This window comes from Sorangium sp. So ce726, from assembly GCF_051521405.1.
In the GTDB taxonomy this organism is placed as follows: domain Bacteria; phylum Myxococcota_A; class Polyangia; order Polyangiales; family Polyangiaceae; genus Sorangium.
This window is the reverse complement of sequence record NZ_CP150349.1, coordinates 8460088-8483549: the sequence shown is the minus strand read 5'-3', so window position 1 is coordinate 8483549 and position 23462 is coordinate 8460088. Positions and strand designations below refer to the sequence as shown.

At 70.9% G+C, this 23462-nt stretch carries 19 protein-coding genes; 10 read left to right on the top strand and 9 right to left on the bottom strand.

Features of this window, described 5'->3' with window-relative positions; all coding sequences use genetic code 11:
* Positions 1 to 42 precede the first annotated feature (42 nt).
* On the bottom strand, positions 43 to 1449 hold the full coding sequence (locus WME79_RS31180) for a TolB family protein (protein ID WP_437522241.1): 1407 nt from the start codon (positions 1447 to 1449) through the stop codon (positions 43 to 45).
* 107 nt (positions 1450 to 1556) lie between these two features.
* Here WME79_RS31180 and WME79_RS31175 point away from each other — a divergent pair, with 107 nt between their 5' ends.
* From WME79_RS31175 to WME79_RS31165, 3 genes are all read left to right on the top strand, one after another.
* Complete coding sequence (locus WME79_RS31175) at positions 1557 to 2189, top strand: hypothetical protein (protein ID WP_437522239.1); 633 nt, start codon at positions 1557 to 1559, stop codon at positions 2187 to 2189.
* A gap of 140 nt (positions 2190 to 2329) precedes the next feature.
* A complete protein-coding gene (locus WME79_RS31170; protein ID WP_437522238.1) occupies positions 2330 to 3916 on the top strand; it encodes an SNF2-related protein in 1587 nt (528 codons plus the stop codon).
* A 320-nt stretch (positions 3917 to 4236) separates the two neighbouring features.
* Positions 4237 to 5151, top strand: coding sequence for a hypothetical protein (locus tag WME79_RS31165; RefSeq protein WP_437522236.1), 915 nt, complete (start codon positions 4237 to 4239; stop codon positions 5149 to 5151).
* A gap of 246 nt (positions 5152 to 5397) precedes the next feature.
* Here WME79_RS31165 and WME79_RS31160 read toward each other — a convergent pair whose 3' ends face one another.
* Entirely contained in the window at positions 5398 to 6777 is a 1380-nt protein-coding gene (locus WME79_RS31160; RefSeq protein WP_437522234.1) for a cytochrome P450, read from the bottom strand.
* Between the two features lie 67 nt (positions 6778 to 6844).
* Positions 6845 to 8302 carry a hypothetical protein gene (locus WME79_RS31155; protein WP_437522232.1) on the bottom strand — a complete coding sequence of 486 codons (1458 nt, stop codon included), beginning with the start codon at positions 8300 to 8302 and terminating at the stop codon, positions 6845 to 6847.
* Between the two features lie 125 nt (positions 8303 to 8427).
* On the opposite strand from WME79_RS31155, the gene WME79_RS31150 reads away from it, so the two are divergent.
* The 3 genes from WME79_RS31150 to WME79_RS31140 all read left to right on the top strand — a co-directional run bounded on the left by WME79_RS31150 (position 8428) and on the right by WME79_RS31140 (position 11784).
* Positions 8428 to 10185, top strand: coding sequence for a hypothetical protein (locus WME79_RS31150; protein WP_437522230.1), 1758 nt, complete (start codon positions 8428 to 8430; stop codon positions 10183 to 10185).
* Entirely contained in the window at positions 10182 to 10316 is a 135-nt protein-coding gene (locus WME79_RS31145) for a hypothetical protein (RefSeq protein WP_437522228.1), read from the top strand. Before WME79_RS31150 ends, WME79_RS31145 begins: the two co-directional genes overlap by 4 nt.
* 277 nt (positions 10317 to 10593) lie before the next feature.
* A complete protein-coding gene (locus WME79_RS31140; RefSeq protein WP_437522226.1) occupies positions 10594 to 11784 on the top strand; it encodes a hypothetical protein in 1191 nt (396 codons plus the stop codon).
* A gap of 141 nt (positions 11785 to 11925) precedes the next feature.
* Here WME79_RS31140 and WME79_RS31135 read toward each other — a convergent pair whose 3' ends face one another.
* On the bottom strand, positions 11926 to 12465 hold the full coding sequence (locus WME79_RS31135; RefSeq protein WP_437522224.1) for a hypothetical protein: 540 nt from the start codon (positions 12463 to 12465) through the stop codon (positions 11926 to 11928).
* A 305-nt stretch (positions 12466 to 12770) separates the two neighbouring features.
* Here WME79_RS31135 and WME79_RS31130 point away from each other — a divergent pair, with 305 nt between their 5' ends.
* Positions 12771 to 13037 (top strand): hypothetical protein, encoded by a 267-nt coding sequence (locus WME79_RS31130; protein WP_437522222.1) that lies wholly within the window; start codon positions 12771 to 12773, stop codon positions 13035 to 13037.
* 45 nt (positions 13038 to 13082) lie between these two features.
* Here the strand turns inward: WME79_RS31130 and WME79_RS31125 are convergent, their stop codons facing one another.
* The 4 genes from WME79_RS31125 to WME79_RS31110 form a co-directional block, all read right to left on the bottom strand.
* Positions 13083 to 14495: a B12-binding domain-containing radical SAM protein gene (locus WME79_RS31125; protein WP_437522220.1), complete on the bottom strand. Its 1413-nt coding sequence runs from the start codon at positions 14493 to 14495 to the stop codon at positions 13083 to 13085.
* 306 nt (positions 14496 to 14801) lie between these two features.
* Positions 14802 to 16826: a CocE/NonD family hydrolase gene (locus WME79_RS31120; protein ID WP_437522218.1), complete on the bottom strand. Its 2025-nt coding sequence runs from the start codon at positions 16824 to 16826 to the stop codon at positions 14802 to 14804.
* A 125-nt stretch (positions 16827 to 16951) separates the two neighbouring features.
* Positions 16952 to 18265 (bottom strand): restriction endonuclease subunit S, encoded by a 1314-nt coding sequence (locus WME79_RS31115; RefSeq protein ID WP_437522216.1) that lies wholly within the window; start codon positions 18263 to 18265, stop codon positions 16952 to 16954.
* Complete coding sequence (locus WME79_RS31110; protein ID WP_437522214.1) at positions 18262 to 19725, bottom strand: N-6 DNA methylase; 1464 nt, start codon at positions 19723 to 19725, stop codon at positions 18262 to 18264. The genes WME79_RS31115 and WME79_RS31110 overlap by 4 nt, the downstream gene beginning before the upstream one ends.
* A 143-nt stretch (positions 19726 to 19868) precedes the next feature.
* Between WME79_RS31110 and WME79_RS31105 the strand changes: the two genes are divergently transcribed.
* Genes WME79_RS31105 through WME79_RS31095 form a run of 3 tightly spaced genes read left to right on the top strand, consistent with a single transcriptional unit; the run spans position 19869 to position 21895 of the window.
* Positions 19869 to 20555 carry a hypothetical protein gene (locus tag WME79_RS31105; RefSeq protein ID WP_437522212.1) on the top strand — a complete coding sequence of 229 codons (687 nt, stop codon included), beginning with the start codon at positions 19869 to 19871 and terminating at the stop codon, positions 20553 to 20555.
* Positions 20552 to 21466, top strand: a complete 915-nt coding sequence (locus tag WME79_RS31100; RefSeq protein WP_437522210.1) for a DUF4159 domain-containing protein — start codon at positions 20552 to 20554, stop codon at positions 21464 to 21466. The genes WME79_RS31105 and WME79_RS31100 overlap by 4 nt, the downstream gene beginning before the upstream one ends.
* Before the next feature lie 6 nt (positions 21467 to 21472).
* Positions 21473 to 21895 (top strand): hypothetical protein, encoded by a 423-nt coding sequence (locus WME79_RS31095; RefSeq protein WP_437522208.1) that lies wholly within the window; start codon positions 21473 to 21475, stop codon positions 21893 to 21895.
* 34 nt (positions 21896 to 21929) lie between these two features.
* Here WME79_RS31095 and WME79_RS31090 read toward each other — a convergent pair whose 3' ends face one another.
* Positions 21930 to 23243 (bottom strand): PAS domain-containing protein, encoded by a 1314-nt coding sequence (locus WME79_RS31090; RefSeq protein ID WP_437522206.1) that lies wholly within the window; start codon positions 23241 to 23243, stop codon positions 21930 to 21932.
* Positions 23244 to 23462: the final 219 nt, after the last annotated feature.

The window sequence follows — 23462 nt, the reverse complement described above, 5'->3', positions numbered from 1 at the left end:
CCGACCAGCCGGTGCAGCGCTGTCGACGAAGCGTCGTCTCTCTCAGGGAACGGGGCTCCACGAGGCGCTGCCGCCGTAGGCGATGAACGCGGGTACGGCCTTGGCGTCCCGGGTGTCGACGACGACGACGCTTCGAATCGTCGGCTCGCAGCCGAGGTAGGGGCATAACGAGAGCGTGAAGGCGAGGTGGCGATCGTCGGGCGCCCAGGCAGGCCCGTAGGCGCTGTAGAAGGGGCGCGGAAACGCGCTGGTGAGCGGGCGATCGGCGCCGCCGTTCGCGTCGAGCAGCGTGATCTCGTTCCAGTAATCCGCGCCGAACCCTCCCACGCGGACGGACCACGCGACGGCGATCTTCGAGCCCTTCGGCGAGACCTCCGGGTGCATCGAGCCCGAGACCCAGAACGAGCCGAGCCCCTTGATCCCGGTGCCGTCGAGGGCCGTCGTGTAGAGCTGCGACCGCTGGCAGCAGAGAGCCTCCGTCGGGCTCGCCGAGAAGAGCAGGCGATCGCCGAGAGAGCGCGCGGCGCTGAACATGTGGTTGCCCGCGTCCGGCAAGCGCCTGACGCGCCTCGTGGCGACCTCCACCGAGAGGAGGTGCTCTGCGTCGAACTCGCCTGCGACGCAATGAATCGCGTCGCCGCCCGGCGAGAACGAGCATTCGCTCAGCGTCGTCGGCTGGCCGATGCGCTGGTCGTCGCCGCTCGCGATCTCGACGAGATGAAGCTCTTCCAGGCCTTCGTCGGCCGGCGCTCGCGCCCTGGCGACGTAGGCGACCCGGGCGCCGTCCGGCGAGATGGCGAACGAGGGCTCGCCGTACCATGCGGCGAATTTCCCGGTGATAGGCCGTTGCTCGGTGCCATCCGCGTTCATGAGGAAGACGCGCCAGGCCATCCCGTCGCGGTTGCTGAGAAAGGCGATCCGCCGGCCGTCGCCGAGGAAGGTGGGCGCGACGTTGCGCTGCGTCTTTCGCGTGAGCTGCGCCTCGACGCCCGTCGCGAGGTCCATCGTGAAGACGTCGCCCGAGCGTACGAAGGCGATGCGCCCGGAGGCGAGGGCGAGCTCCTTGGCGCGACGGAGCCGCGGCGGCCTCTTCTCCGCCTCGGGCACGCCGAGCCCCGCGTATTCCTTCACCCAGTCGTCGAACGTGCCGATCGTCTTGCGCGGCGCCGTGCCGCTCGATTCCGCTGTTGGCTCGGGGGGCGGCTGGTAGGGAGCGGTCGGAGGCTCCGCGCTCGGCGCCGGCGACGCCGCGAGGGCAGGGGGGTCGGGCTGAGGCGGGTCGACGCACTGGAGCGGGGCCTCCGCGCTCGAGGCGTCGCGCGGGGGAGGGGGCTCGCCGTCGCTCGCCGGCTTGGGCGTGCATGCGGCGAGCACGAGCCATGCGATCGCGGTGCGCAGCGTTCGGTGGTGCATGGTCCCGGGGTAACGCCGCAGCAGGGGGGCGCTCATCCCGTTCTCGGAGCGCTGCGCCGTGAGCCGCTCGAACGGCTGTTCAACGCTGTTTGGCAGGCTGGGGCTCCTTCTGGTGCTGACGCGAGGGGTGATAGGCTCGCGCGATGAGCGCCGCCGCGCCGCCCACCCTGGATGAGGCCCTCCCGCGCCCCCGCCTCGGCGCGCGCTCGCCCGCGGGGCGCGTCCTCGGCGCCGCGACCGTGGCCGCCGCGCTCGTGTCTCCTGCCGCGGCCAGCGCCTCGGACTCGGCGCCCGCGTTCACCGGCATGGGCTCCGCCATCGTCGAGGCGCTCAATGAGCTCCGCTTCTGGGGCCAGGCCCAGATAGGCGCTGCAGGCGCGATCAGCGATTGGGCGGAGCCGGGCGGGGTGAGCCTGCGCGCCTCGATGAGCGTGCGCGGAATCGGGCTCGCCGGCGCGCTCCGCTATGAGCAGGTGGAGGGGCGCGGCGGCGGCGTGCTCGCGCTCGGCGGCCAGTTCCGGCCGCTCGCCTTCGCCCACGTGACGGCCTACGAGCGAATCGATCCCTTTCTGAGCCTGGGCGGTGAGGTCGGCGGCGAGCGAGACGCGCTTCGCGCCGATCTCTACGCGGGCGCTGGCCTCGATTTCGCGCTCTTCCCCGAGGAGGACGCGCAGCCCACGCTCGTCCTCGAATACCAGCTCCGCCCCATCCGCACGCCCTCGGACACGCCGCTCCAGATCCTGCACCTCGGTGCCGCCATGCGCGGCGTCTTCTAGCGCGGGCGCGCGTCCGCGCTGGTATCAGGGTCGTCATGACGACGATGCGTGCCAAGCGAACGGTGTCGGCCCCGCGTAAAGCTTCCAGAGCGGCCGCTCCAGCGGCCCCTGCTCCGCGTGCGGCGCCGGAGCGAGCCCATGTGCTCGACGTCCCGTTCGCGATGCGCGCGGTCGCGTCCGCGAGCGGCGCGCGCTGGGACGCGGAGCACGGCGTGTTCGTCGTTCGCGCAGAGACGCTCCCGCCGGCCCTCGCGCCGTTCCGCGCCGCGCCGTACTCGTGGGAGCGACGCATCGAGCACGAGCTCAACGACGACCCCGCGCCCGCGCCGGCCGCCCCCGCCGGGGCGATGGTCCTCCGCCCGCACCAGCTGGACGGCGTGCGGGCCATCGCCGCCGCGAAGGCCGCCAGGCGCGCCGGGTTCCTCCTTGCCGACGACGTCGGCCTCGGCAAGACGATCACCGCCTGGGCAGCGGTCCTCGGGATGCCGGACGTCACCACGGTGCTGATCGTCTGTCCGCTCGCCGTCGTCGCGCACTGGCGCCGCACGGTTCAGGCCATGGGCGACGCAGGCAAAGAGATCGTGATCATCAATTACGATCGTCTGGGCAAGCTCTTCGAGGTGAGCCCGGAGGCGCGGCGAAGGATCCGATCGAAGAAGGGCCTTGCGCGCGCCGGCAGCGCCGCGGAGTTCGACGTGGTGATCTGGGACGAGAGCCATCGCTGCAAGAACCCGGCGGCGGCGCGCTCCAAGCTCGCGGTCAAGCTCAACGCACGCGCACGGTTCGTGCTGTGGCTCTCGGCCACCGCCGGGCAGAACCCGCTGGAGCTGTCGTATCTCGCGCCGCTCCTGGCGAGCGCAACCGGGAGCCGCTCGGCGGATCTGAAGGACTTCGAGCAGTGGTGCGAAGGCCAGGGGCTCGGCGTTGCGCGCGGCGCGTTCGGCAGGTGGGACTGGCGCGGCGATCCGGCGGACTGCGAGAAGGTGCGTGCCCTCCTGTTCGACGGCCGTCCTGCGGTTGGGATGCGGCGTCGCCCGGAGGACGTGGCCGGCTGGCCCGAGATCAACCGCATCCTCACCCCGCTCGAGCTCGACGCCTCCGCGCGCGAGCTCTACGCGCAGGCGTGGACCGCGTTCCGCCGGGAGATGGATCTCCTGCCAAAGGGCGCGAACCCGAGGTCGGCGCTCGCCGCGACGCTGCGCCTGCGACAGAAGAGCTCGCTCATCCGCGTGGCCGGCACCGTAGAGCTGGTGCGTGAGCTGCTCGACAACGGGCATCAGGTCGCGGTCTCCGTCGCCTTCATGGAGACGCTCGAGGCCGTGGAGGCCGCGCTGGCCCGGGAGCGCGTCCCGTGCGCGCTGATCCACGGCGCGCTGCCGGCCGGCGAGAAGGAGGCCGAGCGCCTCCGCTTCCAGCGCGGCGAGCCGCGCGTGGTGCTCTTCACCGTGGAAGAGGGGATCTCGCTCCACCAGGGCGAGCACAACGAGGTGCCGCGCTCGGAGGTGATCCACGATCTGCGGTGGTCGGCGATCCAGATGGCGCAGATCGAGGGCCGCTGTCACCGCGATGGACGCTTTGCGCAGGTCTACTGGGCGTATGCCGACGATACCGTTGAAGACAAGATCGCTGAGATCGTGTGCCGCAGGATCCGGTCGATGAAGGCGATGGTCGGCGATGACGTCGAGACGATGCACGAGATCGAGCGGTTGCTCGCCGGAGCCGATTGAGAGGCGCGCCACGCACCGTGGCCACGATCGTCGCCTGCGAGCCAGAGACGAACACTTCGTGCTTGCCCTGCTTTGGTGGGAGAGGTTGCAGAAGGCAACGATCTAGACAGATCTGGTCCGGCGGCTTCGGCTGACCGACGCGCGGGCGCGCTGCGCGCACCCACGCGCGGCAGAAGACCAAGTCGTTGGGCCGGGCTGCCATGGAGGGATGCGTCGTGGCCGCCTCCATCCGCCATGGCGCCGCCACCCCTGAGGCGGATCTCTCCTCGCGTTTTCCCGTCGTTTCGTGTCGGCACGGGGGGGGCTCGAGGCCGAGCGTCATGCCGACGCTCGAGCACAACGCCCTCGTCGAGATGTTCCGTGAGCACCCGGAGCTTGCTCCCCGCTTGCTCGCGACGCTCTTCCACGTCGAGGTGCCGCCGCACGCGTCGGTCGCGGTGGTCGAGTCGTCGCTCGACCAGCTCATCCCAGTGGAGTTCCGCGCCGACTTGGTGCTCGAGCTTCGAGGCGCGAGCGGCGCGCTCGTGCTGGCGATCGTCGTCGAGATCCAGCGCGACGAGGATCCCGACAAGAAGTTCTCGTGGCCGACGTACGTCACGGTCGTGCGCGCCAGGAAGCGCTGCGGCACCGTCGTCCTCGTGGTCGCACCGGACGTCGGCGTGGCCTCCTGGGCGGCGGAGAGCATCGACCTCGGCCTAGGCCTCGGCCACGTCGAGCCGCTGGTGCTCGGTCCGGCCGTCGTCCCCGAGATCACCGACCCAGCCGACGCGGAGAGGGAGACCGAGCTCGCCGTGCTCTCGGCGGTGGCGCACGGCAACGGGCCGAAGGGGCTCGCCGTGGTCCAGGCGGCGCTCGTTGGCCTCGGCCGGCTCGACCAGGAGCACGCGATGGTCTACTTTCAGGTCATCTGGAGCGGGTTGCGTGAGCCCATGCGGCGGGCTCTGGAGGCGTTGGTCATGGAACGGCAGATCGAAGGCGAGGAGAGGTTTCCGTTCGTGCGGGAGCTGATGGATCGCAGCAAGCTCGCGGGCCTACGTGAGGGCGAGCTCAAGGGCATGCGTGAGGGCAAGCTCGAGGGCAAGAGGGACACGCTGCTGCGGCTGCTGGCGCGTGCAGACATCGTGCTCACCGAGAGCGAGAGCGCTCGCATCCAGGCGTGCACGGACATTGCGACCCTCGACCGCTGGATCGACAACGTCCTTGCGGCGAAGAACGCCGCCGAAGTGCTCTCCTGATGGTGAACAGATGCGGCCCGACAAGGCGATGAATCAGATGGGATTTGCCAGCTGATTATCGCGGCGACGTCGGGCGGGAGAGAGGCGGGATACGCCGACGGGAACGGCTCGCAGCCTCCGGGCTGCAAGACACCGCAGCCGCGCCCCGCGGCGCTCCGCGCGAAACGGCCCGATGAGCGCTGCTATACAATCGCGCCATAAACCGCGCGACGGACCGCTTGTTATGGTGTCGCCGGACGCGGCGCTTCAGCCGTCGAATCGGACACGCGCGCTCCCCGACGGGCGGAGCACCGGGAGGTAGCGCGAGGCGGGGAATCCGTCCTGGAGCCTGGGGCCCGAGGCCGGGAGCTCCCGCCCGAGCGCGACAAGGAACTGGACGATCTCCATCCAGGCGAGGTGATAGCCCAGGCAGAAGTGCGCGCCGCCGCCGAACTGGGCGATCTCGAGCGGCGAGAGCGCCTCCTTGCGGCCGAGCCAGCGCTCGGGGCGATAGCTGTCCGGATCCGGGTAGAGCTCCGGATCGCGGGAGAGCAGGACCAGCGGGATCGCCACGTGGGTCCCTGCAGGGACGGCGCGGCCGTCGAGCTCGAAATCGGCGACGGCGCGGCGGGCATCGTGAGCCACCGGTGGATGGAGGCGGAGCGCCTCGCGGAACACGGCCTCGGCAAAGGGGAAGCGGCGGAGATCCGCCGGCGAACGCGGGAGATCCGGCGCGCTCGACGCCTCCTCGCGGAGCGCGCGCCAGACCGCGGGGCTCTCGGCGAGGTGGGCGACGCACCAGGCCATGACCGAGGCCGAGGTCTCGTGGCCAGCGAGGAGGAGCAGGCGGAGGTTGCCTATCAGATCCTGCTCCGAGAGCGGCTCGCCGTCCTCGTCGCGGGCCTCTAGCAGCGCCGGCAGGAGGCCCTTCGCGTCGCCGCGGGCGCGCACGCCGGCGAGGATCCGGCCGATGCGCTCGTCGAGCCATGCTCGGGCGCGGAGGCCGCGGCGCCGCGGCGAGCCCGGCACGTCGAAGGGCAGGCTGAGGATCACGAGCATCAGATCCTCGTAATAGTGGCGCCACTCGGGGAGCTCGTCGTCCTCGACGCCGGTGATCTTGAACATCACCTCCAGGGCGAGCTCGCGGGTCTCGCGCAGCAGCAGGACGTCGCGCCGGCCGAGCCACGAGCGGACCTTGCGCCCGACGCTGGTCGCGACGATCGCGCCGACCTCCGCGGCGTCGAGGCCCTTCGGCGAGAAGGGCCCGTTCATCGCGGTGCGGAGGCGGCGGTGCGAGGCGCCGTCGTGGGCCATCAGCGTCTGACCGAAGAGGTGGCCGACGCCGCCCTCGGTCAGATAGGAGGAGTCGACGGCCTTGCTCTTGAAGAGCGAGAACGCCTCGTTCGAGGCGTAGATGAGCTGCCAGGCGTCGACGCCAGGAGCCCAGAAGAAGAGGGAGCCGAAGCGGCGCTGGCCCTCGCGGAGCAGGTCGAGCTCGTCGACGGCGATCGCCGGCATGTGGCCCACGACCGGGAATCCGCCGGGGAGGATGGGGAATCCGTGCCGGGTCTCGATGCGGCGTGCGAGGGGATTGCGGCCCCGCAGCAGCGGGAGATCGGTGAAGGAGGCGGGGAGGGCGGTGCTCATGGCAGGTGCGTTCTCCTCTTGTACCATCGCGCCGGCGCGGCCTGGGTGCCCGGCGAGGGGCGCGCTGTCATCTCCGGATCTCGGACACGAGGACGAGCCGCCCGTTGTCGTATCGGGCGCACACATGGTAGTCGGGGTCGGTCCCGGGGCCTTGCTCGAGCACACTTGCGATCACGCCGAGCAGGTTTGTCCATGTGCCGGCGGCGGCGATCAGATAGCCCGGCCAGCCTGCCTCCTCGAACGCTGTGACGACCTTCTTCGGGTCGTCGAAGCCCTTCCCCGGATCGCCGACCGCCGCGCGGAGCGCCGGCAAGAGCTCCGTGACCGCCGCATCGCCGACGGCGCATCGCTCGGCAGTGAATGCCTTCTCGACGCCGCCGCGCGAGGCGTCCGTCAGGGCCCACGACGCGACGAAGCGGCTCCGCTTGCCCTGCACGGTGACCCCGAGGGTGCCGTCGCTGGCGAGCCTGCGCGTCGGCGCGGCGAGCCAGAGGTTCTGCCGGGCCTCGGCGAGGCCCTGGGCGGCGATGCTCGGGATCACCTTCGGATCGACGTGGCCTCCGGAGAGCGCCCTCACGATCTTGCCGTAGCCGTCCGTCGCGCCCAGCTCGCCCATCCGGTCGGGATCGAGGCACACCGACACCACGGGGCTGGCGTCGAACCTGGAGCACCGGCCCTCCGGGCCCCCGACCTCTTCGCCGAACGCGACGAGCTCCTTCAGGGCGGCCGGATCGCCGCCGGACCCGAAGAGCGACAGCACGACGTCGAGCCGGAGGTCGGCGCCGTCGGCGTAGATCGCGACGGCGGCGATCCCGCCCTGCGCCACGCCGAGCGGCGCCCGAGCGCCGAAGCCGGCGCAGCGCACCGCACCCGGGCACGCGTCCAGCGGGGCGCCGCCCGTGAGAACGTCAATCACGGTCGCCAGGGCGCGCCGCGGGTCCGCCCCGCTCACCAGCGGAACGAGGAGCCGCACCCGCGTCGCGTCCGCCGCGTGCCCGCGGACGACCTTCTCGAGCGCTTTGCCCGAGGCCCCCTTCGCCATGGCGTCGACGACCGCGCGCGCGCTCTTCTCGGACGCGGGCACCACGGCGCCGAGGATCGGCCTGCGCGGATCGACGCCGGCCTTCGCGAGCGTCACATCCGGCGGATCCTGGCTGCCGAGCGCGCGGTTCGCCTCGATCAGGACCTCGGCGATCTGGGGCACATACTGGACGGCGACGTCGAGGGCATTGTTGCGAAGCGAGGCGTAGATCGCGGCGCCCGGCGGGAGGCGCGCGATCTGCTCGGCCGAGGCGGGCGGCGCTTCGGGTGCAGCGCCCTCGGGCGCGGCCGGGTCGCTCGCCGCCGGTTGCGCCGGCGCCGCCGCGGAGGCGCCCGCCGGTGCGCTCGGCCGCGCCGGCTGCGCGGCGACGCTCGACGAGCTCGCGCCGGTCGAGCCTTGTCGCGCGGCGCAGGCCGCGCTCCCCGCCCCGAGCGCGATTCCTGCGCCGAGGAGGACGATGGGGAGGAGCTCTCGAAGGGGCATGAGCGGGCTTCATGCCCGCGCGGTCGCCGCGCCACAAGCCATGAGGTGATACGCTCAGGCGTATGGGCGGCCAGGGGTGGAGGCGCGGGGCGTCCCGCAGGGGGAGCCGGAGTCTTCGCGAGATCGTGCGCGCCGGTGCATTGGGCGGGGCGATGGTCGTGATGGGCTGCGGGGCCGCGCCGCCTCCGCGGCCCGTGAGCGAGTTCGATCTCCTGTTCTGGGACGAGGGCAAGGAAGAGCCCGAGCAGCGACCCGTGCTCGACATCATCGCCGTGGCGGATACGGACTTCGACGGCAGGCCGGAGCTGTCCTTGAGGGGCATCCATGCGGGCGCGCTGTACTTCACCGAGAGCCGAGGACACGGCCTCCTTCGGCTCGATCTCGAAGGCGGCGCGCGGTTGATGGACGAGGTGGATGCTTTCGGCGAGCCGACCGTGACCGCGTCCCTTCCTGGCGCGCTGTCGACAGTCAGGGCTAGCGATCCAGCGCTCCGGCTCTCCAGGCGCGGCGGCTCGCCCACGGTCGTCGTGACCGCGCCGGGCGGGCCATCCATCGACCGGATCGAGCTCGTGGACTCGGGCTTTTCGTACTGGAGGAGCGGGGACGACCTGATGCGGCAGCCGGCGGCAGGAGGTCCAGCGATCCCGGTGGCGCGCGCGCGCGATACGATGCGGAGCGACTACACGTTCTCGAGCGATGGCCGCTCTCTTTATCGAGCCTCTCACGAGGCGCTGTTCAGGGCGCCCCTCTCGGGCGGAGCTTGGCAAGAGGTCGCGGCGCTTCCGCCTGCAGACAGGTCGTGGACCATCCATCCGATCGCAGGGAAGCTCTACGCGCTCTCCTCCAGGATGCTGCTCCGGCTCGATCCGGAGGCCCCCCGCGCGCGGCGGCTCGTGGCGCTCGACGACGTGCCTATCGGATCCATCGCTGTCCTGGGGTTGGACCTTTACTACACGACGCGACAAGAGAGCGGTGACGTGCTCTGGGCGATGCCAAAACGCGGCGGCGCCTCCACGCCCGCGTTGAAGCTCGAGCAGCTCGGCGCTGCGCCCGCGCTCGAGGAGGCCCATGCCTACTTTCTCACCGTGGACGGCCGGCTGGTGCGCGCGGGCCTGACCGGAGGCTCGAGGGAGATGCTGGTCATGTCCGACGACGTCGCCCGCGCGCTGTCGGCGCCGGAGCCCTACGGCTACGGTCCGAGCGCGTCGCGGGAGGATCTCTGGGGGTCGGCGGCCTTGCCGGAGCTCGTGGCGGTCGACGCAACGAGCGTGTACTGGGTGGATCGAGCACAACGCGCCGCGCTGAAGCTCCCGAAGCGAGGCGGTCCGATCGAAGTGCTCATGAGGGGCCTGGAGAACCCGGACAAGCTCGCCATCGACGATCTGTACGTCTACCTGTCCGACGACGGCCCCAGCGGCACGCGGCTGCTACGGGTCGACAAGATGGGGGGGCGCCCCGAGGTGCTGGCGCGCGTTCGGGTGCCAGCGTTCCACTTCAGCGCGAGCGGCGACGCGCTGCTCTGGGCAGCGGACGACGACCTCTTCAGCCTCTCTCGAGAGGATGGTTTCCGCGCCCTGCCTCGCCTGGGGAGCTTGCTCGATCGCTCCCTGTCTCACAACTTCAACTGCAGCTTCGCCGCGCGTGGAGCGGATCTATTCTATTCGCGGTGCGAGGACGACTGGAGCTCGTCGCAGGTCGTCAGCCGGAGCGGGGAGAAGCGCGCCCTGCGCATCCTCGGCGCCCGGCACAGGCACCCCGCCAGGCTCGCCGTGGACGCGGACACCGTGTACATCCTCGAGGTGGGCACAAAAGCGGGGCCCAGATCGCGCGGCTCGGGCCGGGAGCGCTTCCATTGCTGCAGCATCTGGGCGGCGCCGCGATGACGAGCGCGCGCTCAGGGATCGATGTCCGGCGTCACCGCGACGCCCGAGGGAGGAGCATGGCCGCCGACGCGTGGCTCGCGGGCCGCGGCGCGCTGCGCGCGAGCGCCCTCCTCGCGTGGGCCTTCTACTGATCTCCCGGGCTGTTTCCCTCGCTCGCCGACCCGGCGGCGAGTCGCTGGATACGGGCCAGCCCCTGTCACCTGCCAGGCGACAATCCCGCCGCCGCGTGTGACGCCCGGACCACCGGCGGCCCCGCCCTCCACGCGAGAACCCCCGGAAACCCGCAGCAGCTCGCATGCTCGTGCGTCTGGCCCGCGCGCTGCAATGAGCCCCCGCGTCGCCACGAAGCTGCGCACCGCGAGAGAGGGCGCGCTCTCCAGTCTCTATTTCACCCCGAGAGGTCTCCCCATGTCGACGCTCAAGAATGGCATCTTGGCTGTGCTCGTGTCCTCCTTCGCCTCGCTCGCCGCCACGGTCGCGGTCGGCTGCGTCGCGGATGCGCAGGATCCCGAGGCCGCGGCGCTCTCCGAAGAGGACACCGGCAGCGCCGAGGAGGCGATGCTCTCCAGCTCGTCCACACAGGGCTTCGGCTGGGTGTGGTCGACCCTGACCGGCGTGGGCACCATCAACGCCAACGCCTCGTATTCCTACAATTCGGCGGGCGGCACCAACACGATCACCAACACGAGCACGGGCGTCTACTACGTCGATTTCCCGAACCTCGCCGGCGCCGGCGGCAACGTGCAAGTCACGAGCTACGGCAGCGGCAGCGACCGCTGCAAGGTAGCGTCGTGGGGCACCGGCGCCCTCGCCACCACGCTCCGCGTGAACGTCCGCTGCCACACGGTGGGCGGCGCCCCCGTGAACACGTATTTCGTCGCCCTCTATTCGCGCGAGAACAACAGCTATGGCGGCGCGTACCTGTGGAACGACCAGGCGTCCGCCACGCTCAACGGGCCGTACACGCCCTCGACGACGTACCAGTACACGAGCGGCAGCCAGTACAGCACCATCACCCGCGTGGGCACCGGTCAGTACAGTGTCCGCATTCCGGGCATGTCCGCCACCGGCAGCACCACGCATGTCACCGCCTACGGCGGCGGCATGGAGTACTGCAACGTCTCGAGCTGGAACCCGAGCGGCGCCGACACCGTCATCGACGTGCGCTGCTGGGGCGCGGCGGGCGCGCCGGCCGACAGCCTGTTCAGCCTCAGCTATCACCGCGGCATTCCGAGCACCGGCCGCGTGGGCGGCTTCGCGTGGGCGAGCGACCCGGTGTCGTCGTCATACACCCCGCCCGCGAGCTACACGGGTCTGTACAACACGCTGCATCCTTGCTACTTCGGCCCGGGCATCAGCGCGGGGCACAACGCGCCCGTCGGCTCGCATTTCGTCCGGTACCCCAACATGCTGTCGTACAACTCGACCGCGATGGTGACGGCGTACAGCTATGGCAACCAGTATTGCAAGGTCTCGTACTGGACCGGCGTCGGCTCGGACACCCAGGTGAACGTGCAGTGCTACGACTATCTCGGCAACCCGGTCAACAGCCAGTCTACGAACACGTATCTCGGCGCCGAGATGTTCACGCCCTGCTGAGCGAGCGCGGAACCCCGCGAGGCCGGGGCGGAGCCGTAAAGGCGCGGTGTTGATGGGATCCGGGCGACCTGGCCGAGATGCCCGGAGCTCCCGATTCCGGGCGTGCCGCTGTACATCCCGCGTGCTTTCGGGGGGCCGAGTTCACTCGCCCGTGTCGAACTCGCACGCGGCGACCTCCGGTTCGCACTCGCCTTCCACCTCGGCGGCCACGGAGGCGAGGCAGTCATCGCACTCGGCGCTCCGCCCCTCGCCGGCGCCGCACGCGCCATAGCACGGCAAGTCCTCCGCCGCGCCGCAGGCAGCGCAGAGACAGTCCATGAGCACCTCGTAGATCTCGGCCGACGCTTCGCACATATCGGCCGGATCGTCGGTGTCGTAGGGGGGCAACGAGCAGGTCGCGCACTCGGTGTCGCCACCGGCTCCGCCCGTGGCGCCGACCTCGCCGCCCGCGCCAGCGCCCGCCTCGCCTCCCGTCGAGCTGCCGCCCGCGCTGCCGCCGGCCTCGCCGCCGGTCGAGTCGCCGCCGGCCTCGCCCCCCGTCGAGCCGCCGCCGGTCCCGCCGCCTCCGCCCACCAGATGGTAGCTTTCGTCCAGCCCCGCCAGCACGGTACACCCGCCGGCCGCCGCAAGCCCGATCAGCGCCATCGCCAGGGACGCGTTCACACGCTTCGAGCCCGCCATGGCGCCGGAGCATCCCTCGCTTGCGCCTCCGGCGTCAAGTGACCGTACGGCTGGTTCGACCTGGGGCCGTGGTTCGATGCACGCACGACACGCATGCTCTTCAAGTCTGTTACAATCGTAGTAATCGCATCTTCATGGACGCCGGCACGCATGACCGCCTCCCCCGAACTCGGCCTGATCGCCCTGCCGCGCGCTGCCACGTCGTGGCTCGCCATGGCACAGAAAACCAGCGTGTTTCTCTCGTGCCGAAGCGGGCATGTCCCGTGCTCGACGCGGCGGCCATGACACACAGGTGCTTTCTCTGGTTGGCTCGTGGTTCTTTCATTGCGTGGGCGACGCTGGGCGGCGCGGCGTGCGGCGAAGATGACCATGTCGTCGGCGTGGACGCGGACGACAAGGAAGCGTTCGAGGCCGCCGAGGCGGCGTGCCTCGCCGGCTCGCCGCTGTGCGATTGCCCGTCGCATCCGCCGCTCGCGGAGGACGGCCGGCGGCTCGAGAAAGAGAGCGAGCAGGCGGCCGCGGCGCGCTGCGACGAGGGCGCCTGCACGTCCGAGATCAGAGATTTGCCCTAGCTCGACCCTCGGGTGTGTACCAGGTCGGGTTTGTAAACTCCGTGATCACTGGGAGCTCCCGATGCCGTCCCGCTTCAGGCCGAGGCGCGAGAGCCGGGTCGGGGCGTCTCCGGGCGCGGGGTGCCGGATCGTCCCTTTCGGATCGAGCGGCGGCGCGGCTGGCTCGTTGCCGGTGATCTGCTTCAGGCCGTAAAAGCCGTTCATCGCCGCCGACAGCATCATGGCGCCGCGGCTCAACGACCGCGCGCCCCGCGCGAGGCGCTCGAGCACCGCCGCCGGGCCGAAGGCGCGATTCCACATCTGGCGGTGGGCGGCGAGGAGCTGCTCGGGGGACATGCGCGCCGGCCGGAAGGCGACCCCATAGCCGCTGTAATGGGGCCAGTCGCGCTCTTCCAGGATGCGCCCGTCTCGCCGGTGCTCGTCGTAGAGCGGCGTGCCCCGGAACGGCGTGAGGATGCTCAGGAACGGGACGTCGACGCCGATCTCGTTCAGCCGATCGGCCGTGGAGGCGATGACCTCCGGCGTCTGATCGTCGAAGCCCGAGATGAAGCCTGCCATCACGCAGATCCCGCGATCGTGCAGCTTCCGGATGGCCTCGCGGTACTCGCGCGCGCGGTTCTGGCGCTTGTCGACGCTCTTGAGATCGGCCTCGTCGAGGCTCTCGATGCCGAGGAAGATGCCGATACAGCCGGACCGCTCCATCGCGTCGAGGAGCTCTCGGTCCTTGACGATATCGATGGATGCCTGCGTGAGCCACCAGCGATCGAGCCCGGCGAGCTCGCGCAGGAGCTCCTTGGCCCAGCGGCGCTGGACGAGCAGGTTGTCGTCCCAGAACCACGCGACCTTCTCCTGCCAGAAGCGGGGGAAATGCGTGGTGGCGATGTCGCGGATCACCTCGTCGACGGGGCGCACGCGGAAGCCGGGGTTGAGGTCGGGCACCGTGCAGAAGCTGCACGTGAACGGGCAGCCGCGCGTCGCCTGGAGCACGCGGGGGACGAGGAAGCGCTCTTCGAGCAGATCGTAACGAGGGGTCGGCAGCCCGGCGAGCGAGGCGGGCTCGCCGTGATAGACGCGGCGCTGCGTGCCTCGCGCGAGATCGCGCAGGACCGAGGGCCAGACCGCCTCGGCCTCCCCGGTGACCACCACGTCCACGTGCTGGAGCGCCTCTTCGATCCAGTACGAGACATGCGGCCCGCCAGCGACGACGCGCACGCCGAGGGCCCGGTAGCGATCGGCGAGCGCGTACGCGCGGCGCGCGAAGCCGGAGAAGAACGAGAGCGCGACCACATCTGGCGAGGCGTCGACGGGGACAGGGCGCACCTGCTCGTGGAAGAGCTCGACCTCGTGCTCCGGCGGGGTGATGGCCGCGAGGTGGATCCCGGTGACCGGCGGGACGAAGTGGAAGCGGTGGCCCCGGCGATAGCGGGGGACGTAATTCACGACGATCCTCACCTTCATCAGCGCCTCCTCGGGATCATGCGTCTCATCGGATCGGACCCGCGATGACGGCGTGGAGCCGCGGGCGGAAGGCGATCCGATGAGACGCGCTGAGAATAACGGAAGGCGGCCCGTGTCGATTCCAGAAGCGGGAGGAGCTACCGTGGAGGGACGGTGGTGGACGCGTGCGGGGGCCGAGGAAGCGAGATGCCCGCGCCGTTCTGATCAGGGACGGCGGTGCCCGTGAACTCGATATCCTCGACGACCGTGTCGTTCCCGGCGATGACCCAGATCGCCTTGCCGCCCGAGCTCTTCCCCGGTTGATCCTTAGATCAGATCCCGCTTGATCTTCTCCCGCCATTCACGGCTGGCGAAGCGGATGTCGTCCTCGAAGGCGTCGAGCTCGCCGTTGATATAGAAATGATCGCGGTCGGCGTGGAGCATGGTCACCACCTCGATGCGGATGTCCCAGCCCGGGCGCGACTGCACATACGTCTGCCGGCAGGTGAAGGACGCGCGGAGCGGATCGTCCGGCGCGATCCGGAGCTCGCGGCGGATATGGTGCAGCACCTCGGTGCCGATCTCGTCGAAGCGCTGGCGCCCTTCTCCGAAGACGCCCACTGTATCCGTCACGGTCGTGACCGCACCCGAGGTGATGTCGAAGGTCACCGAGCGCGTGACGCTGCCCGCGCTCACCTGGGTGGTCGGCGTCGCTCGTGCCGCTTCCGGCTTCAGGAAGGGTTCGCCGCCGTCGGCCACTTGCGGCTTTCGATGCGGCAGCATGAGGCGGCTGGCGCCGGTGATGATGCCGAGCGTCGCGCGCTCCGGTGCCGGCCAGATCAGCGGCCAGTAGGCGCTGGAAAGCGATATCCGCAGGCGATGGCCGGCTGCAAAGCGATGCGCGCAGGCATTCAATACCAGCTTCAGCTTGTAGCGCTTGCCGGGTTCGAGCGGGGTCGGCTCCGCGTGGCTGTCGCGGTGGGTGAGGTTGATGACCTGGAAACTGACCCGCAGCGCCTCGCCGTCGGGCGCCACGTCGCACAGCCTGGCACAGAGCTGCGCCACCGGCTTATCGCTGGTGAACTCCAGCTCCAGCCTCGGGGCGCCGAGGATCTGCATCGCTTCCTTGAGCGGTGCGGTGTCGAAGGTGAGCGAGCCGAAATCGTCGATCCGCTGGTCGCCCGGCAGCTCCCCGACGCAGCCTGCCCCCATCCACTCCCCGCCCTGAAGGCCGACATGGTGCGGCGAGCGCAGCGCCAAGACGTCCTCGGCGCCGCTCACCGGCGCGAGGCCGTCCTTGTTGAGATGGAGATAACAGGATTGGATGTCCGGCGACGGCCAGCTCGGCTCGGCCACCCAGCGTCCCGGATGATGACTTCGCGTCGTTTCCGGCGCCGTGTAGTCCTGCATCCAGGCGCGCAGCATCGGCTCCTCGTCGACGCCGTTCTCGATGCCGTTCAGCCAGCGATCCCACCAGGCGATGGCATCCTGAAGGAAGCCGATCGCCGGGCCCGGCGTTCCGTCGTGCGGGTAGACGTGCGCCCAGGGCCCGATGATGCCCTTCCGCGGCACCTTGAGGTGCTCCAGCATCCGCGGCACCGTGTTGGTATAGGAATCGACCCAGCCGCCGACCAGAGAGACCGGCACCTGGATAGCGTTCCAATCCTCACAGATCGACCCGTGCCGCCAGTAATCGTCGCGCCGCTGATGGACCATCGCAAGCGCCGGCCAGAACGGCATCTGCTCCAGCCGTTTCCGCCAGTTGTCGCGCCAACCGCCGCCGAAGAGCTCCCGGTCGGCGGGGCGGGCCTGATAGACCAGCATGATGGTGCCCCACCACAGGTTGTCGTTCAGCAGGCAGCCACCCATGTAATGGATGTCGTCGAGGTAGCGGTCGTCGGTCGAGCAAACCGAGAGCACCGCCTTCAAGGCCGGCGGTCTGAGCGCCGCCACCTGCAAGCAGTTGAACCCGCCCCAGGACTTGCCCATCATGCCGACATGGCCGTCGCACCAGGGCTGCGCCGCCATCCAGGCGATCACGTCGAGGGCATCGTCCTGCTCCTGCTTCAGGTACTCGTCCCACAGCAGCCCGTCGCTCTCGCCGGATCCGCGCATGTCGACCCGCAGCACGGCATAGCCGTGGCCGGCGAAATAGCCATGCATCGGCTCGTCACGGGCGCGGGTTCCGTCCCGCTTGCGATAGGGGATGTATTCCAGGATGGCCGGCGCCGGCTTTTCGCGCGCTCCTTCCGGCAGCCATAGGCGCGCCGCGAGGCGGCAACCATCCTTCAGGGTGATCCAGAGATGCTCGGTAATCTCGACCTTCAGGGGCGTTTCAATCGCGGCCGCCATGGTTCACTCACTGGTTCGCGACCTTCCTCTTGGCAAGGAGGTCCGTCAGCCAGTCGGGGTCCAATTCCGGGACCGACAACAACAGGAGTTCCGTAGAGGCGGGATATGAAGGCGGAGCTATCCGCTCACCCCATCCCCCGGACGCGCCGCAGCAGCGCATCCGCCGGCTCGTAGGCCCGCCCCTCCGCGCGAGCCAGCGCCGCCTCGGTGGGGACGAGCTCTCCGGAGAACGCCCTCGCGAGGATCGTGTGCGGGAGCCTGTCGGCCCGGGCCGCGGCCCGGGCCACGCGCTCCTCGACCTCGCTGGCGAGGGCGAAGAGCGCCTGAGCGCGGCGGACGATCTCCGTCTGCTCCTCCGTCGGCGGCACCGGCACGGGGATGCCGTTGAGCGCCGCCTGCGTGAGCTTCGGCTGCGCCGAGCCGGTCACGTGGTGCTGCAGGTCGAGCGAGTTCAGCAGCAGCTCGAGGTACCCGAGGACCACGCCGGCCTTCGGCTGGACGACATGAGCATGGTTGTTCACCCAGAACCTCCCGCTCGCGGCGAACGCCACCCGGGTGTTCCTCGACAGGAGGTTCGCGCCGTCCTCGGCGATCAGCAGGTAATCGCCGTCGAACAGGTAGCCATCGATCGAGTCGATGACCCCCGACGCGCCGTAATACGGATACGGCCCCCGGCGCCTCACTCGAACCGCGGAGCTCACGGGGACGCGTCGGCCATCGTGGTTGTCCACCAGGGAGCCGAACGGGCAGAGGGCCCAGGACGGCGGCAGGGGACGCCCCGGACCGTCGCTGCTCGCCCCGGGCGCGGCAGGCCCCGAGCGCGGCAGGGGCTCCGCCGGTCCCGCGGCCGGCGCAGCGGCGCCCGGCGCGCGCAGGTCCTCGGTGAGCCTCCCCGAGCACGCCGCCGCCAGCACGGCCTGCCGGAGCCGCCGGAGGAGCAGCGACGACCTCGCCAGCCGGGCCTTCGCCGCGTCCACCTCACCGAGCAGGGCCTCGGCCTTCGCGACGATGCGGCGCTGCTCGGGGAGGGGAGGCAGAGAGAACGGCCGCTCGAACGTCTCGCGCACCTTCACGAACGGCTGCGCGGATCCGCCCTTCACCCAGAATCCCTCGTCGTTGAGGTGGAGGAACAGGTAGTCGACGTCGATGGCCCGCTCATTCGGCCAGACCACGTGGGTGTTCGCGATCGCCGACCACCGCCCGCGCGCCTTGAACGCCTTCCCGCACCGCGTCCCCACGGCGGAGACCACGACCGCATCACCCTCGTGCTCCCAGCCGTCGCACCACACGTCGGGGCCGGCGGCGCTGAACCCCTGGTAGCGCCCTGGCCGCTGCTCGGCGTGGAGCTTCCCCTTGATGAGCTTCGAGCTCCCGCTCCGGTGCGAGCAGATCGACGCGAGCGTCGTCTCGGCCCATCCCTCGGGCAGCGGCCCGCTCACGCCTCCGCCGCCTTTGCCCCGCCCTCGAGCAGCGCGAGCACGCGGTTCAGCGCGGCGACCGCCTCCGTCAGCTCCTGGAGGGCGTCGGTCGCCAGCTCCTCCGGCTCGGGCAGCTCGCCGGCCTCGTCGACCGACTCCTCCTTGAGCCACCTCAGCCCGTCGAGCTTGAACTCTCGCTCCTTCACCTCGCGGAGCTCGAAGCTGCGGAACCGACCCTCGCTGGAGCTCGCCGCCTCGCGCGCTCCACGCCCGTCGGGGTCGCCGCCGTAGCACCGCTCGAACTCCGCGAAGTGCGCCGGAGAGAGCGGCCGGCCCTTCTTGGTGATCGACGGGACGCCCGTCCGGGCGTCGTAGATCCAGACCCTCTCCGTCGCGCGGCCCTTCGTGAAGAAGACGACGTTGGCCTTCACCCCGGCGCTGTACGGCGTGAAGGTCCCGTGCGGCAGGCGGAGCACCGTGTGCAGGTCGCAGCCCCTGGCGAGGATCTCGAGCACCGCGCCTGCCTGGTCGGCGAACAGGCAATGGTCCGGCAGGACCATCGCCGCCCGGCCGCCGGGCCTCAGGATCGTCAGCACGTGCTGGATGAAGTTGAGCTGCTTGTTCGCTGTCGCGATCGCGAAGTCCTCGCGGCGCGGCGTCTCGTAGGTGCCCTTCGTGCCGAACGGCGGGTTCGTCAGGATCACGTCGAACCGCTCGTCCGGCGGCGGGGCGTCGAGCGAGTCGCCGAGGGTGATCCTCGGCTCGATCCCGTGGAGGTACAGGTTCATCAGGGCGAGCCGGCGGGGGCGCGCGACGAGCTCCTGGCCGAAGAACGCCCCGGCCTTGATCCGGCGCGCCGCCTCCCGGTCGAGCGCGCCCCGCGCCTCGGCCTCGATCCACTCCCAGGCGGCGACAAGGAAGCCGCCGGTGCCGCACGCCGGGTCGCAGAGGGCGAAGCCGGGCTTCCCCTGCGGATCGGGCCTGATGCACCGCACGATCGACTGGATCAGGGCGCGGGGCGTGAAGTACTGCCCCGCGCCCTTCTTGCCCTCGGCGGCGGCCTTCTCCAGGAGGCCCTCGTACGCCGCGGCCTGGATGTCCACGCCGAGGCGCGTCCACGCGATCTCGTCGATGAGGTCGACGAGCTTCCCGAGGCTCGCGGGGCTCTTGAATCGCGGCTGCGAGCCCGCGTAGATCTCCCCCAGGACGCCGGGGGCTCCGTCGAGGGAGCGGAGGACGTCGGCGTAGCGGTCGAGCAGCGCTTGCCCGCTGCGCGCGCGCAGCGCAGGCCAGGAGCAGTCTGTCGCATCGACCTCGCCGCGGGGCGTCCTGTGCTCGATGCGCGAGAGATCGATGCCTCGCTCGGCGGCCATCTTCAGGAAGAGCAGGTAGGTGATCTGCTCGATGTAGTCCCCGTGGTCGATGCCGTCGTGGCGGAGCGTGTGGCAGAACCCCCAGAGCTTTCCAACAACGTCGGTCATGCGGCGGCGGCTTCGTTCAGGTCGTGGAGCGGGAAGGCGAGGCGCGGAAGGAGCCGGCTTACCACGGCCGGGCCCCTCACGGCGGCCGCCGCGCTCGTCCATGGCGCTGGGACGCGCCGCCGCCGATGTACTAGGCTCGTCCCGTGCCGCGCGCCCTCACCTCGCTGCTCGCGCTTTTCTTGCCGCGATTGCCCCGATCGCCGCGGCTGCCGCTGCCGCTCCTGTCGCTCTTGCCGCTGTCCGGCCTCGCCTGCGCGTCGTCCTCGCTCCCCGATCCCAAGGAGGCGGTGCAGGTCTACGCCGACGCCGCGGCGCGCGGCGACGCCGACGCGATCTACGGCATGCTGAGCGACAAGAGCCGCACCGCGATGTCGCGCGACGAGGTGCGGCGGCGCGTCGCCGAGGCGCGCGCCGAGCTCGCGGAGCAGGCGCGGAGCGTCACGGCGCCCGGGGTCGTGGTCAAGACCCGCGCCCGCGTCCGCTACCCGGACGGCGAGATCGCGACCCTCGAGCTCGACGAGCGCGAGCACGCCTTCCGGATCTCGGCCGCCGACGCGCTGCCTGCGGGCGGCCGCACCCCCGAGCAGGCCCTCGAGCAGCTCCGCCGCGTACTCGCGCGCCGCAGCTACGCCGGCCTGCTGCGCGTCCTCACGCCGGCCACGCGCGCCGCCATCGAGAGCGACCTCCGCTCGCTCGTCGAGGGGCTCGCTCAGCCCGAGGGCCTCGAGGTCCGGATTGCCGGCGACTCCGCGACGGTGCAGATCCCGGGTGGGCACGAGGTGAAGCTCCGGCGCGAGGCGGGCGTATGGCGGGTCGAGGACTTCGATTGAGACGATGGCTCGGCCGGCTCGGCGCTCGCCGGCCGCACGGCCAGGGCGGTGAGGTGGCGCTGCCGCCCTCGCGCCCCGCCGCCTCGGCCCAGCCGCGGCGCCTCGCCGTGGCGCGGCCGCGGCGCCTCGCGGCCGCGGCGCTGGTGCTGGTCTCCGCGCTGCTCCTCCTCGCGGTGCCGCGCCCTGTGCGCGCCTTTGGCGAGGAGGGGGCGTGGAACCCGCGGCCGCTGCTGACGGGCGACGCGCGATGGGAAGGCGTGCGCGCCACCGCCCCCGCGCGCTGGTCGTTCGAGCTGGAGCGGCGGACGAGCGCGCCAGCGCGCCGCAACCCGACAACGGTCCGCGCCGACGACCCGGCGCTGCTCGCCGAGCCGTTCGCGCTCTGGGGCGGCGAGGGCGACCTCCCGCCGCTCACCGAGCGGGAGGTCTTCGGCCTGCGCCGCTTCCTCGCGCTCGGCGGTGTGCTCCTCGTCGACGACTTCGCCCCGGGGAGCGGCGCGTTCGGCCGCGCCGCGCGGCGCGAGCTCGCCCGCGTCCTGCCGGAGGGCTCTCCCATCCCGATCGGCACGGAGAACGTCGTCTTCCGCTCCTTCTATCTCCTTCCGCGCGCCGTCGGCCGCGTCGAGGGCCCGCCGAAGCTCTCCGCGATCGTGCGCGGCGGCATGCCGCAGGTGATCTTCTCCGACCACGACCTCGCCGGCGCCCTGGCGCGCTCGGAGGGCGGGGGGCCGAGCGTCGAGGTCACGCCCGGGGGCGAGGCGCAGCGGGAGCGCGCGTTCCGCCTGGCCGTGAACATCGCGATGTACGTGCTCTGCTCGAACTACAAGGACGACCAGGTGCACGCGCCGTTCCTGATGCGCCGCCGCGCCATCGACGACAGCCGACCCCGCTCCGCGCCCTCGCGGCCGTGAGGCGCGATGACTTCGGGTCGCCTCGCCGCTGCTCCGAAGCTGGTCTGGCAAGACGACCACTTCACCGTGCTGTTCGACGCGTCCCTTCGCGTCGTCTGGACCGTCCGCAGCTGCAGGCCGTTCACCTCGCTGGAGGAGATCGAGGCCGTGATGGAAGAGCTCATCCGCGTCCTCGACAGGCTGGGCCGCTCCCATCACGCCCTCTTCATCGATATCCGCGCCGTCCCCGGCAGGAACGATCCGTCGTTCGAAGCGACGATGAAGCGCTTCCGACCGCACTGGCTGCGGGGCTTCCGGAGGGTCGGCGTGCTCGTGCAGAGCGTCGTCGGCGCGCTCCAGATCCAGCGCCTCGCGAGGGATGACGGCATCGAGCGGCTGATCACGAGCGATGAGGCCGCGCTCCTCCAGTACCTCACACAGGAGGGCTGAGCGGCCAGGAGCTCTGGTATCTGGGCGCGCTCAGCTACCGTCTGGCGTGGCGGAGGGCGTGCGCGATGCCGCTCTGCAGCGTGCTCAGCGTGGTGATCCCGGAGAGATCCACGCCGAGCGTGACGAGCGTCTGCGCCACCTCCGGGCGGACGCCGGTGAGCACCACGCGGGTGCCGAGCAGCTGGGCGGCGCGCGCGGTGCGCGTCAGCGCGTCCGCGACATGCGTGTCCACGGCGCGCACGCCGGTGATGTCCAGGATCGCCGTGTGGGCGCCCTGGCTGCTGATACCGGAGAGCAACGTCTCCATGATCTGCTCCGCGCGCCCGCTGTCGATCGTCCCGACGAGCGGCATCGCGACCACCCGGTCGGCGAGCGGGATGAGCGGCGTGGAGAGCTCCCGGAGGGCGGCCTGCTGCGCGGAGATGACCTCCTCCTGCAGGGCGGCCCGCTCCGCCTCTGCGCGCTTCAGGGACGTGATATCGGTCACGATGCCACCCAGACCGATCGGCGCGCCGCGATCGTCGTGGATCGGGAATTTGACGGTGAAGAAATGGCGGTGAGCGTCGCCCACCCGCAACTCCTCCTCGAACTGCATGATCTGCCCGCCGGTGAGCACCTCTCGCTCCCTCGCCACGATCCTCTCGATGGCCTCGGGGTCCAGGGTGCTCAGCTCGGCCTCCTCTCTGCCGATGAGCTCGAGGGCGTGCCTGTGCATCGCTCGCGCATGCGTGCGGTTGACGAAGACGTAGCGCCCCGCGCTGTCCTTGACGAAGATGGAGCTGCGCGCGTTGTCCACCAGCTGCAAGAGCAGCTGGTACCGACCCTGCACCGTCTTCTCCCTCCGCCGCTTGTTGCTGGTGTCATCGACGAGCGCCGCGATCTCGTGCACGTCGCCTCGGCTGTCGCGCAGCACGGCGTAGGTCCATCGGCAGAGGAGCGCGCTCCCCTCCTTCGTCCTGCCCTCGCTCATGGTCATGGAGAACCGGCTCTCCGTCCGGGCGAAGTTGAACGCCCGCACCGCGTCCGGGGGCACGGGGTCTGCGCCCACGAGGTCGACCAGCCTGCGACCGACGGCGTCGCTCGCGCTCCAGCCGAGGATGCGCTCGGCGCTGTCGTTCCAGTGCGTCACCGTGCCATCCAGGCGCCAGTGGATCAGCGCCGGCACCGCCGTGGGCAGCCCATCGAGCGCATCGAGGGCCTCCGCGCCTGCCGCGCCTCCCGGCGCAGCTCCGTTCTGCGCGTGACCGTTGGAGCGCTCCGCCAGCGCCTTCTCCAGCGCCTCGACGCGCGCGCGTAGCTCTGTGTTCTCTGCCCTGAGCCGCCCGGCCTCGTCCAGCTCTTCGCGCATCGTCACAAGGCTTCGAGCCTACGCGCGGCGTACCCGGCGTTTCAAGGTGGCTCACCGGTTGTTCGAGGTCGCCTGAGAGGTCGCAGCAACGGCGCCGGGCTGGGACACCCCGCCCCGATGTACTAGGCTCCGCGCGTGTCACGCGCCCTCGACTCGCTGCCCGCGCTGTCGCTCTCCCACGCCGGCGCGGCGAGCGGGACTCCCTCTTCTCGCACGCTT